General features: G+C 68.6%; 11 protein-coding genes. 8 read left to right on the top strand and 3 right to left on the bottom strand.

What is annotated here, in order from left to right; genetic code table 11:
• Positions 1-101: 101 nt before the first annotated feature.
• Complete coding sequence (locus tag A4R44_RS07555) at positions 102-1,946, top strand: acyl-CoA dehydrogenase (RefSeq protein ID WP_067577609.1); 1,845 nt, start codon at positions 102-104, stop codon at positions 1,944-1,946.
• Between the two features lie 158 nt (positions 1,947-2,104).
• Positions 2,105-2,380, top strand: a complete 276-nt coding sequence (locus A4R44_RS07550) for a GlsB/YeaQ/YmgE family stress response membrane protein (RefSeq protein WP_067577607.1) — start codon at positions 2,105-2,107, stop codon at positions 2,378-2,380.
• A gap of 1 nt (position 2,381) precedes the next feature.
• Here the strand turns inward: A4R44_RS07550 and A4R44_RS07545 are convergent, their stop codons facing one another.
• Together A4R44_RS07545 and A4R44_RS07540 are read right to left on the bottom strand one after the other, a co-directional pair.
• Positions 2,382-2,912 (bottom strand): GNAT family N-acetyltransferase, encoded by a 531-nt coding sequence (locus A4R44_RS07545; protein ID WP_067577606.1) that lies wholly within the window; start codon positions 2,910-2,912, stop codon positions 2,382-2,384.
• Positions 2,913-2,924: 12 nt separating this feature from the next.
• The gene (locus A4R44_RS07540) at positions 2,925-3,302 is read right to left on the bottom strand and encodes a nitroreductase family deazaflavin-dependent oxidoreductase (RefSeq protein WP_067577605.1); all 378 of its coding nucleotides are present in this window, start codon (positions 3,300-3,302) and stop codon (positions 2,925-2,927) included.
• Between the two features lie 113 nt (positions 3,303-3,415).
• Here A4R44_RS07540 and A4R44_RS07535 point away from each other — a divergent pair, with 113 nt between their 5' ends.
• The 4 genes from A4R44_RS07535 to A4R44_RS07520 all read left to right on the top strand — a co-directional run bounded on the left by A4R44_RS07535 (position 3,416) and on the right by A4R44_RS07520 (position 7,453).
• On the top strand, positions 3,416-4,084 hold the full coding sequence (locus A4R44_RS07535; RefSeq protein WP_232791522.1) for a hypothetical protein: 669 nt from the start codon (positions 3,416-3,418) through the stop codon (positions 4,082-4,084).
• Positions 4,085-4,086: 2 nt separating this feature from the next.
• The gene (locus A4R44_RS07530; RefSeq protein WP_067577604.1) at positions 4,087-4,737 is read left to right on the top strand and encodes a hypothetical protein; all 651 of its coding nucleotides are present in this window, start codon (positions 4,087-4,089) and stop codon (positions 4,735-4,737) included.
• A gap of 127 nt (positions 4,738-4,864) precedes the next feature.
• Complete coding sequence (locus tag A4R44_RS07525) at positions 4,865-6,244, top strand: amino acid permease (RefSeq protein ID WP_067577599.1); 1,380 nt, start codon at positions 4,865-4,867, stop codon at positions 6,242-6,244.
• A 108-nt stretch (positions 6,245-6,352) separates the two neighbouring features.
• Positions 6,353-7,453, top strand: a complete 1,101-nt coding sequence (locus A4R44_RS07520) for a pyridoxal phosphate-dependent aminotransferase (RefSeq protein WP_067577597.1) — start codon at positions 6,353-6,355, stop codon at positions 7,451-7,453.
• Between the two features lie 10 nt (positions 7,454-7,463).
• Here the strand turns inward: A4R44_RS07520 and A4R44_RS07515 are convergent, their stop codons facing one another.
• On the bottom strand, positions 7,464-8,183 hold the full coding sequence (locus A4R44_RS07515; RefSeq protein WP_232791521.1) for a GntR family transcriptional regulator: 720 nt from the start codon (positions 8,181-8,183) through the stop codon (positions 7,464-7,466).
• A 130-nt stretch (positions 8,184-8,313) separates the two neighbouring features.
• Here A4R44_RS07515 and A4R44_RS07510 point away from each other — a divergent pair, with 130 nt between their 5' ends.
• Both A4R44_RS07510 and A4R44_RS07505 read left to right on the top strand, forming a co-directional pair.
• Positions 8,314-10,389, top strand: a complete 2,076-nt coding sequence (locus A4R44_RS07510) for a hydantoinase/oxoprolinase family protein (protein WP_232791520.1) — start codon at positions 8,314-8,316, stop codon at positions 10,387-10,389.
• Positions 10,386-12,095 (top strand): hydantoinase B/oxoprolinase family protein, encoded by a 1,710-nt coding sequence (locus A4R44_RS07505; protein ID WP_067577593.1) that lies wholly within the window; start codon positions 10,386-10,388, stop codon positions 12,093-12,095. The genes A4R44_RS07510 and A4R44_RS07505 overlap by 4 nt, the downstream gene beginning before the upstream one ends.
• The last annotated feature ends 29 nt before the right edge of the window (positions 12,096-12,124 follow it).

The following is a 12,124-nucleotide window of genomic DNA, read 5'->3' as shown; positions in this document are numbered from 1 at the left end:
ATTCGCTTGCTCTGGTTACTGGTAGGTAATATCCTGATGTTACCGGCGAGTAAGGGAACCAGCGCCCGGCCGGAAAGCCGAACACGACACGGAGTGACGACATGGGCCACTACAAGAGCAACGTCCGAGACCTGGAGTTCAACCTCTTCGAGGTACTCGGCGTGCAGGAACGGCTCGGGAAGGGCGTGCTCGCCGAATCGGACGAGGAGACCGCCCGCGGCGTGCTGTCGGAGCTGAACAACCTCGCCACCGGCCCGCTCGCCGAGTCCTACGCCGACGCGGACCGCAACCCGCCGGTGTATGACCCCAAGACGTTCAGCGTGACGATCCCCGACTCGTTCAAGAAGAGCTACAAAGCGCTCGTCGACGGCGAATGGTGGCGGCTCGGCCTCACCAACTCCCTCGGCGGCTTCGGCCTGCCCCCGACGGTGCAGTGGGCCGCGGCCGAGCTGATCCTCGGCGCGAACGCCCCGCTGTTCATGTACCTGGCGGGTCCGAACTTCGCCATGATCGTGGACAAGAACGGCACCGAAGAGCAGAAGCACTGGGCTCAGCTGATGATCGACCGCGGCTGGGGAGCCACCATGGTGCTCACCGAGCCGGACGCCGGTTCGGACGTCGGCGCGGGCCGCACCAAGGCGGTCAAGCAGGAGGACGGCTCCTGGCACATCGACGGCGTGAAGCGGTTCATCACCTCGGCCGAGAACGACATGGTCGAGAACATCATGCACTTGGTGCTGGCCCGTCCCGAGGGCCCCGGCATCGAGACCAAGCCGGGCACCAAGGGCCTGTCGCTGTTCCTGGTGCCGAAGTTCCACTTCGATTCCCAGACCGGCGACCTCGGCGAGCGCAACGGCGCCTTCGTCACCAACATCGAGCACAAGATGGGCATCAAGGTGTCCACCACGTGCGAGCTGACCTTCGGCCAGCACGGCACCCCGGCCAAGGGCTGGCTGCTCGGCGAGGTGCACGACGGCATCGCGCAGATGTTCCAGGTCATCGAGTACGCCCGGATGATGGTCGGCACCAAGGCGATCGCCACGCTGTCCACCGGTTACCTGAACGCGCTGGAGTACGCCAAGGAGCGCGTGCAGGGCGCTGACCTGCCGAACATGCTGAACAAGGCCGCGCCGCGCGTCACCATCACGCACCACCCCGACGTGCGTCGTTCGCTGATGCTGCAGAAGGCGTACGCCGAGGGCCTGCGCGCGGTCTACCTGTACACCGCGTCGTTCCAGGACCAGCTGTGGACCGGTGAGGGTGATGAAGCCGCCCTGAAGCTGGCGCACAGCGTCAACGACCTGCTGCTGCCGATCGTCAAGGGCGTAGGCTCCGAGCGCGCCACCGAGCAGCTCGTGCAGTCGCTGCAGACGCTGGGCGGTTCCGGCTTCCTCCAGGACTACCCGATCGAGCAGTACATCCGCGACGCGAAGATCGACTCGCTGTACGAGGGCACCACGGCGATCCAGTCGCTGGACTTCTTCTTCCGCAAGATCGTCCGCGACAAGGGCCAGGCGCTCGCGTTCGTCGCGGGCGAGATCACGAAGTTCATCGAGTCCGAGGCTGGCAACGGCAGGCTCAAGAACGAGCGCGCGCTGCTCAAACAGGCGCTTGAGGACACCCAGGGCATGCTGGGCTCGCTCATCGGCTATCTGACCTCGTCGCAGGAAGACCCGCAGAACATCAACAAGGTCGGCCAGCACACCGTGCGGCTGCTGATGTCGGTCGGCGACCTGCTGGTCGGCTGGAAGCTGCTGCAGGGCGCCGAGGTCGCGCTGGCCAAGCTCGACAACGGCGCGTCGGCCAAGGACAAGCCGTTCTACGAGGGCAAGCTGGCGGTGGCGTCGTTCTTCGCGAAGAGCGTGCTGCCGGAGCTGACCTCGCGCCGCGCCATCGTGGAGGCCGCGGACAACGCGCTGATGGAGATCGACGAAGCCGCGTTCTGATCGCACTGGCTGGAAAAATGCCCCGCTCCGCACCCGGACCGGGGCATTTTTCGTGCTTCCGGTGGCGGTGGTTCCGGGCGAGCGGTAAGCCGGGTTTAACCTCCCGGGTTCCGGGCTAAACCGGACGAGCCCGGTTCTCTCGGCAGAAGGAGTTCGGCATGGCGGTTTCCGGCATCATCAGCGCGATCGTGATCGGTCTGATTCTCGGCCTGCTCGGCAAGCTGGTCGCACCTGGCAAGCAGTCGATCCCGATCTGGCTGACGATCATCGTGGGCATCGTCGCCGCGTTCGTCGGCACCGCGATCGCTCGTGGGATCGGGTACGCCGACACGAAGGGCATCGACTGGCTGGAGATCATCACCCAGGTCGTACTGGCCGCGATCGGCGTGAGCCTCGCCGCGAGCCTGTACGGCAAGCGGAAGGTCAAGGGCTAGTTCAGTCGTCGAGTTCGGGTTCGAGGAGGCTCATCAGGTACATGTCGTGGTACTGGCCGTCAGGCCCGCGATGGCATTCGCGATGCCTGCCGTCCTCCACGAACCCGACCTTGCGGTAGACGTGCCGGGCGCGCTCGTTCTCGGCGACCACCCAGAGCGCGATCAGGTGCAGCCGCATCACGTTGAACCCGTAGCGGCACATGAGTTTCAACGCCTCGGTGCCGTACCCGCCGTCCCAGTGGTCGGTCTCGCCGAGGTAGATGTCCAACTCGGCGCGGCCGATCTCTGGGCGGGCGTCGCGCAGGTCGACGACGCCGATCAGCTTGCCGGCCTCGATCGATTCGATGCCGAGCACGACGTTCTCGTAGGTATTCACCGGGCGTTCCTCGCCTCGCTTGCGCAATTGGGCGAGTGAACGCGGGTAATCGCCGGTCATGTACCGGCCGACCTCGGGGTCGTGGATCCAGCGGTAAATCGATTCGGCGTCCGAAGGTTCGATCGCCCGCAGCCGGACCAGCTTCCCCGTGAGCATCCGCGCTCCCCCTCATTCTCGTTTCAGCACAAGGAAATCCGTGACGCCGACCAGTCCGAGGAACTGCCGCACCCCGGGCGGCATCGGCCGGCGCGATTCATCATGCACGAGTTCCGGATCGCGCACGCGGTATTTACGGCCGCGCGTGATCACCTCCGCCTCGCCCGCGGCGCGGACGTTGCGGACCCAGTCCGCGTCCGGTCCGTAGGTGAGCGCGACGACGAATCCGTCGTCGGTGCGGAAGACGTTGAGCGGGGTGCGGAATTCGCGGCCGGACTTGCGGCCGCGGTGCACGATCACCCCGAATCCGGGCAGCTTGTCGGCGAAAGGTTTCGTGACCCGGTTGGTGACCACGCGGTTGAACCGGGCGAGACGTTCGGGCAGCACCATGCCGCCGAGCCTAATCCAACGAACGTGGAATTTCCTGCCGGAGACGCGCTGTGCGCCTGCGCGGGCCGGTCTGGTGGGATGGGCCCGCAGGTGGACACGAGGTGGGGAGCGGGATGTCGCAAGACTGGCCGATGGGGCAGGAACCGCACGCGGCGGTGCTCGTCGCGCGAGGCCTGATCGAGCATCCGGAGCAGCTGGATCACGTGCTGCTCGACGACGAAGAAGGCTGGTTCGTCAGCGACGGCACGGAGTTCGGCGAGGATCCGGAGCTGGACGAGGAGCAGTTCGCCACGATGTGCCTCCATGACGTTGTGGAGCTGATGCCGCAGCTGTCGGCGCTGGGCGAACTGCCTGCCGGGATGGGCGCGGAGTGGAACGCCGACAACGCGTCCTGGGTGCTGATTTCGCCGCTCGTGCCGAGCGATGACGACGAAGCCCGCGCGTACCGGGAGGCTCGCGCCGCCGCTTGGCCGCACGCCGGGTCGCCGATGGACGAGGTGAACCTCAGCCTGGGGTTGATGGAGATCGGCACCGCGGCGGACGCGCCTGCGCGCGGCGTGCGTTACGTCAGCCGGGAAGAAGACGGCACGTGGATGTTCGTCGGCTTCGAGGTGCCGGATCCCGACGAGCAGACCGAGGTCGAGGTTGACACGCTGGAGCTCGGGCACGTGGCCCAGCTGTACCCGGACGTCGTCGAGCTGCTGGACGCGGAACCGGGCGAAGTGTTCTTCCGCGAGGCTCCGGATGCCGAGTGGCTGCACGTAATCGACGACGGGGAGTGAACATGTCCGAGGAATGGCCGCTGCGACAGGACCCGGAATCCCCGGTGATCATCGCGCACGACCTGGTGGACCATCCGGAGAAACTGGCCTTCGTCGTCCTCGACGATGACGACGACTGGTTCATCAGCGACGGTGCCGAGTTCGAAGAGGACATGGAGGTCAACCGCCAGCTGTTCGGCGCGACGGCCCTGCGCGAGGCGGTGACCCTGCTGCCGCACCTGGTCGCGCTGGCCGACGTGCCGCCGGGGATGGCCGCGGACTGGGATCCAGACCGCCGCACCTGGCTGCTCAGCTCGGTGTCGGATTCCGATGACCTCGACGAGGATTTCGTGCATCGGGAGGCCCGGATCGCCGCCTGGACGCACCCCGGCTCGCCGCTGGAAGAAGTCCAGCTGAGCACCGGCTTGACCGAGATCGGAACGACCGCCGGCGCACCGGCGCGGGCAGTGCGCCAGGTCGTTCGCGAGCAGGACGGCACCTGGCTGTTCGTCGGCTTCGAGGTCCCCGAAGCGGAGGATTTCGAGGTGGAGGGCCTGGAACTGGAACACGTCGTGCAGCTGTACCCGGACGTCGTGCCGACCCTGCTCGCCGCGCCGGGCCAGGTGTTCGACCGGGCGGAACCGGGCGCGCCGTGGGAATTGGTGGAAGGCTGAAGTCCTTTGTGGACTGTCTGAAATCGCAGACGCTTTCCGGTAGTCGTTGGTTGGGCGGCCCCGGCCGGATCAGTTCTACTGTGCCGACTCGCTCGCACGCCGCGGGCCGCTTCGGGAGGTTCCGTCGATGACGACGAAGTCCGGGGACGGTTTGAGCCGCCGGTTGACCGGCAGGCACATCCGGTTCATCGCCCTTGGTTCGGCGATCGGCACCGGATTGTTCTACGGCTCCTCGGACACGATCGCCAAGGCCGGGCCGTCGGTTCTGCTCGCGTACCTCATCGGCGGCGCGGCGATTTTCTTCGTCCTGCGTGCACTGGGCGAGATGGCCGTCAACGATCCCGCGCCCGGTTCTTTCGGCGAATACGCGCGGAAACACCTGGGCCCGCTGGCAGGCTTCCTGACCGGCTGGACCTACGCGTTCGAGATGGTGATCGTCTGCGTCGCCGATGTCACGGCTTTGGCTGTGTACATGGGATTCTGGTTTCCCGATGTGCCACGCTGGATCTGGGTGGTGCTGACGATCCTGGTCATCGCCGCCGCGAACCTGGTGAGCGTACGGGTTTACGGTGAGCTGGAGTTTTGGTTCACCCTGGTCAAGGTCGTCGCCATCGTCGCGATGATCCTCGGCGGCGCGGCGATCCTGATCTTCGGCCTCGGCGGTGCCTCCGGCAGCGCCGCCACCCTGTGGTCCCACGGCGGCTGGTTCCCCAACGGCCTCAGCGGTTTCATCGCTTCGTTCGCCTTGGTGATGTTCGCGTTCGGCGGCACGGAAATCTTGGGCCTCACCGCCGCCGAATCCGAGGACCCGCGCACCGCCATGCCCAAGGCGGTCAACACGGTCCCGGTTCGCGTTCTGCTTTTCTACGTGGCGACCCTGGCGATCATCATGATGCTGAACCCGTGGAACACGATCAGCACGTCCGGAAGCCCCTTCGTCCAAATCTTCGCTGGTCTTGGATTGCACTCCGCCGCAACGGTTTTGAACATCGTCGTGGTCACCGCCGCGTTGTCCGCCATCAACAGCGACATCTTCGGCGCCGGACGGATGATCTACGGCCTGGCCCGGCGCGGCCAGGCCCCCGCGATCATGGCCCGGGTCACGCGTAATGGCATCCCGTGGATGACCGTCCTGGTCGTTGCCGCGGCGCTGAGTCTGGCTGTTGTCCTGAACTATCTGCTGCCGGACAGCGCTTTCCTGCTGATCGCGTCGGTGGGCACGTTCGCGACGGTGTGGGTGTGGTTCATGATCCTGCTTACCCACTACCGGTCCCGGCGCGGGAAGTCCGCCGCCGATCTGGCGTTCCCGGTGCCGTTCTGGCCGGTGGGCCAGGTTCTGACGATGGTGTTCATGGTGTTCGTCTTCGTGGTGATGGCCTTCGCCGAGGACACTCGCCTGGCGCTGCTGGTCGGAGTGGTGTGGCTGGCGGTGCTGTGCGCGTTGTACTGGTTCCACCGCCGGTCGGCCAAACCCGCGGCGAACGCTTTCGCGGATGTGGGCCCGTGAGCAGCGGACATCGAGCTGGCCCGGTCGCGGAGCCAGCGCCGCGGCTTGCCGCCTGATCGGTCGCCTCCTAGTATCTTAAAAACTTACGCTAAGATATTAGGAGGCGAGATGGAGCGGCTGCCTGCACTGGCCTTGGCCGACCGGGCGCGTGTCCTGCCGGGCATCCCGATGCCCGGGGTGCCCGCGCTGCCGATGCCCGAACACGTGCTCGACGCCGTGCGCCACGCCGCCGGGCGGGTGAGGCCGCGCCAGTCGTGGGGGACGCCCGAACTGCGCCGGGCCATCGCGGAGCACCTGGGCGGGCAATCCGGTCTGGCAGTCGACCCGGACCGCGAACTGCTGGTCACGCACGGCGCGCAGCAAGGGATGAGCGTCGTGCTGCGCGCCCTGCTCGCGACCGGGGATGAGGTGCTGGTGCCCGCCCCGACGTATTTCTTCGATGGCATGGTGCGCATGGCCGGAGCCCGTCCGGTCTACGTGCCGGGACGGCCGGAGCACGGGTGGGCCACCGACGTCGACGGCCTCCGCGGCGCGGTCACCCCGGCGACAAGGGCGATCCTGCTGTGCAACCCCAACAACCCGACTGGACACACGCCCTCGCGGGACGAGCTGTCGGCCGTGCTCGCGCTGGCTTCCGAGCACGGGCTGCTGGTGCTCGCCGACGAGTCCTACGCCCGGTATGTCCACAGCGGACCTGGATATGCGCCCCAGCAGCTGCTGCGCGGCGAATGGCCCGAGCTGGTGACGGTGACCAGCCTGAGCAAGAACTACGCGTTCACGCAGTGGCGCATTGGCTACGTGCACGCTCCGGCCCACTTGGCCGAGCGCGTGCACCGGGCGTTCGAGTGGGATGCGATCAACGTCGGCGACGTGCCCCAGGCGGCGGCGTGTGCGGTGCTCTCCGGGCCGCAGGACTGGCTCGACGTCGTCTTCGCCTCTTTCCGGCAACGGCGGGATCAGCTGTGCGCCGCGCTCGACGCGGCGGGACTGCCGGTGGTGCGGCCGGATTCGGGGATTTTCGTGTTCCCGGACCTGTCCGTGCTCGGGAGGCGGGGGCGGGATCTCGAAGACCTGCTGCTGCGTGCGGGAATCCCCGGCGTCGCTGGGGATGCGTTCCAGGGGCCGGGCACGCATGCTCGGCTGCTCTACGGCGGTGCCGAGGCGGACCTCGCCGAGGCGGGGAAACGGCTCGCCGCGCTGGCGGGCTGAGCGCGGCGGGTCAGGGGACCGCGATCTCGGCGTCGGTGATCGACCGGCTCGCGGCCAGCGCGCCGATGGTCTCCCGGCGTGCCGACGTGGTCCGCCGCCGCATCGCGGCGCGGGCCGCGTCGGGGTCTCGCGCGGCGATGGCGTCCACGACAGCCTGGCGCTCCCGCAGTCGTTCCGGCGGCATCGAGGGGTCGAGCCGGATGCTCAGCCTGGAGATCCGCTCGATCTCGTCGAGCACGCCGATCGACGCCGCGGCAAGGCGGTGGTTGCCGGAGCCGTTCGCGATGATCGATTCGAACTCGTAGTTCGCGCGGAACCGCTCCTCGAAGTGCGGGCCGCCGAGCTGGTCCTCGTCGGTGTCGATGGCCAGCTCCGCCAGCCGGGCGCCGTCGGCCGCCGGCAGCCCTCGCTCCGCACACAGCGCGGCCGCCTGCGACTGGAGCAGTGCGCGCATGTCGCAGAGGTCGGTCGCGTCTCCGAGTGTGACCGGGGAGACGACGTAGCCGGCGCGGGGCAGCGGCCGCACCAGGCCGTCGCGGTGCAATCGCGCGAGTGCCTCGCGCACGGGGGTCTTGCTCAGCCCGAACGCGGTGGCGACCTCCAGCTCCGTGAACGTCGCGCCCGGTGCCCGGTGCAGCTCGATGATCTCCCGCTTGAGCCGCCGGTAGGCGTTCTCCATCAGGCTGCCCGCTGGCGGGTGCTCGCGGATCAGGTCGGGCTCGTAACGCACCTGCTGCTCCCTTGGTCCGGCGGTCGTTGAAACGGTACACCGGGCGAAAAATATCTTAGAGACGTCTTGCTAATATCTTAGCGGATTCCTACTCTGCATCCAGATGTTGGACAGGGCGAAGGAGACCGCAGTGCTTCCCAGTTCCGATCCTCGTTCCGGCTGGCGCGTCGGCGCCGACATCGGGGGCACGTTCACCGACGTGATCGCGCTCGGCCCAGCCGGACAGGTGGTGCCGATGAAGGTCCTGTCCACCCCGCCCGATTTCGGGACCGGCGTGGTCACGGCGACCACTGGCGTGCTAGCGGAGGCCGGTGCCGCTCCGGACGCGGTCACCGCGATGCTGCACGGCACCACCGTTGCCACCAACGCGATCCTCGAGGCCGCCGGAGCGCGCACTGCCGTGGTCACCACACTGGGCTTCCGGGACGTGCTGGAACTGGGCCGGCTGCGCCGCCCGGTGCTCTACGACTTGTCGTGGGTCAAGCCAGTCCCGCTCGCCGCGCGTCGCGACCGGCACGAACTCGCGCAGCGCATCACCGCGGACGGCCGCCTGGACCCGGCCGCGGATGAGGCCGAGGTCCGCGCGCTGGCCTCCCGGCTGCGCGCGGACGGCATCGAGGCGGTCGCGGTGTGCCTGCTCAACTCCTACGTCCGTCCCGACGAGGAGCGGCGCGTCGCCGAGTCGCTGCGTGCGGAGCTGCCTGGGGTCTACGTGACCGCTTCGGTCGACATTTCCCCGCAGCCGCACGAGTTCGAGCGCACCAGCACCGCCGCCGTCAACGCGTACGTCGGGCCGGCCGTGCACGGCTATCTCACCCGGCTCGAAGCAGGACTGCGCGCGGAGGGCGTGCACGCGCCGCTGATGGTCATGCAGTCCAGCGGCGGTTTGCTCGACGCGGAGTCGGTGTCGCACCGGCCCGTGCAGATCATCGAGTCCGGCCCGGCCGCGGGCGTCACCGCGGTCCGGCGGCTCGCGCACCTGCTCGGCCTGCCGTCGGTGGTCGCGTTCGACATGGGCGGCACGACCGCGAAGGCGTCGCTGATCGAGCACGGCGAGCCGTTCGTCTCGGCGGACTACGAGGTCGGCGGCGGGATGAACGTCGCACGGGGCTTGGGTTCCGGCGCGGGCTACCCGGTGCGGACGCCGTCGATCGATATCGCCGAGGTCGGTTCCGGCGGTGGCAGCGTCATCGCTGTCGACGAGGCAGGCGCGTTGCACGTCGGTCCGGCGAGCGCCGGTTCGCGGCCCGGGCCCGCCTGCTATGGCAACGGCGGCGAACTGCCCACGCTCACCGACGCCAACGTGTCCCTTGGTTACCTCAGCCCGGACGCGTTGGCGGGCGGGCGCGTCGCCGTCCACCCCGACCTCGCCGCCAAGGCCCTCACCACCGTCGCCGAGCAGCTGAAGCGCGAACCCCTGGACACCGCGCGCGGGGCGTACGAGGTCGCCGTGTCGAACATGACCACGGCGGTCAAAGCGGTCACCAGCGAACGCGGTCGCGATCCCCGCGACGCGACCATGGTCGCCTTCGGCGGTGCCGGACCGCTCTATGCCGCCGAACTCGCCCGGGAACTGGGCATCGCCACCGTCTTGGTCCCCGCGCATCCCGGGCTGTTCAGCAGCCTCGGCCTCCTCGTCGCGGACACGGAGCTGCACGAGATCGCCCCGTACCGCGAGGAGCTGGCGGACATCGACGCACTGGCGACGGAATTCGCCGCGCTCACCGCGAAGGTGACCGCGGAGCTGGGCGAGAACGCCGTGCTCGAACGGTTGCTCGACCTGCGCTATCGCGGCCAGCGTTTCGAACTGCGCATCCGCCTGGACGACGGCGACCTCACCGAAGACCTCCTCGCCGCGGCGCGGGCGCGGTTTCACGCCGAACACCAGCGCACCTACGGCCGCGCCGGCGGCGACGACCTGGTCGAGCTGGTCAACCTTCGCGTGCGTGGCGTGGTGCCCAGCACCGTGCCACTGGAGGATGTCTTGCGCCCGGCCCCGGATGACGATCGGACGCCGTCGACCCGCGAATGCCGGTTCGCCGCCATGACCCGCACCCCTGTGCTGCGGCGCGCGGATCTGGGAGCCGAGCCGGTCGAGGGCCCGGTCATCGTCGAGGACATGGACGCCACCACTCTCGTGCCGCCCGGTGCCCGCGTGCACCGGGACCAGTTCTGCAACATCGTGATCACCTGGAGTGCCGCATGATCCGCGACGCCGTCACCTTCGAGGTCTTCCGCAACTCCGTCACCGGCATCGCCGACGAAATGGCGATCACCATCGTGCGCACCGCGCACTCGCAGATCGTCGCGTCCAGCATGGACTTCTCGGCCGCGCTGTGCGATATCCGCGGCCGCGTGATCGCGCAGGCCAACACGTGTCCGGTGCACCTGGGATCGGTTCCGGACGCGATGGCCGCGATGCTCGCCGAGTTCGGCGACGACCTCCGGCCCGGCGACCTCTACCTGCTCAACGACCCGTCGCGCGGCGGGATGCACCTGCCGGACATCTTCGCCGTCGCCCCGGTTTTCGCGGGCCAGGACCTGCTGGGCTTCTCGGTGACCGTGGTCAACCACGCGGACGTCGGCGGCTGGGTGGCCGGGTCGATGGGTGTGCAGTCCACGAGCATCTTCGCCGAGGGAGTGCAGATCCCGCCGTCGCGGCTGATCGACGGCGGGCAGCTGAACACTGCTTTTCTCAACCTCATCCTGCGTAACGTCCGGGAACCGGAGTTGCTGCGCGGCGACCTCGATTCCCAGCTCGCCGCGTGCCACGCCGGTGCCGAGGGGATGCGCGCGCTCGCCGCCCGCCACGGCGCCGACGGACTCGCGGAGCTGACCGACGAATTGCTCGACTATTCGGAAACCTTGCTGCGTGCCGCGCTCGCCGAGGCCGTACCCGGCAGCTACGAGTTCACCGACCACATCGACGACGACGGCCTCGGCTCCGGCCCGATCCCGTTCCGCGTCAAAGTCACGTTGTCCGGCACCGGGATCGAACTGGACTTCAGCGGCTCCTCGCCGCAGGTCGCGTCCGCGCTCAACGCGACCGCGTCCTTCACCCGCTCAGCCTCCTATGCCGCGGTACAGGGCGCGCTCGCTCGCGACATCCCGGCCAACAGCGGGTTCTACCGGCCGTTCACGTTCGTCATTCCGGAAGCGTCCATTCTGGACGGACGGCGGCCGTCCGCCCGCGGTGCGCGCGGCCTGGTCGCGTACCGGATCATCGACGCCGTGCTCGGCGCCCTCGCCCCGGTTTTCCCGGATCGCGTGCCCGCCGCGGGCGACGGCGGTCCGGACTCCGTCGCGGTCGGGGTCACCGACTCGGACGGGAACTCCGTGGTGCTGTGGGACATCCTGTGCGGAGCGTGGGGCGCCCGGCCGGACCGCGACGGTGTGGACGCGATCAGCCCGCTCGGTGCCAACCTGGCCAACACGCCGGTGGAGGAACTGGAACGCGCGGGCCATATCCGCATCGACGGCTACGGCTTCCTGCCCGACACCGGCGGTGCCGGGAGGTTCCGGGGCGGCCTGGCGACCTTCCGCGACATGACGGTCCTCGCTCCGGAAGCGAGCGTGCAGATCCGTTCCGACCGGCGGAAATTCCTGCCCTACGGCCTCGACGGCGGAGCCGCGGGCACGCCGTCGCTCAACATCGTCGATCCTGGCGGACCCGGCGAACGCCTGCTGGAATCCAAACCGTATCTCGTGCTGACCGCGGGTACCCGGCACCGGCACGTGACCGCGGGCGGCGGCGGGCACGGCGACCCGTTCACCCGGGAGCCGCGTCGCGTCCTCGACGACGTGCGGGAAGAGAAGGTGACCAGAGCGGGCGCGGCCCGCGATTACGGCGTCGTCGTCACCGCGGACGGCGTGCTCGACCACAACGCCACGGCCGCCTTGCGCGCTCGCTGATCCCCGTCATCCGGAAAGGACTGTCCAGA

It is taken from the genome of Amycolatopsis sp. M39 (genome assembly GCF_001651785.1).
GTDB lineage: Bacteria > Actinomycetota > Actinomycetes > Mycobacteriales > Pseudonocardiaceae > Amycolatopsis > Amycolatopsis rubida.
Note: the sequence above shows the minus strand (reverse complement) of the source record. Positions and strands in the feature narration are given on the sequence as shown.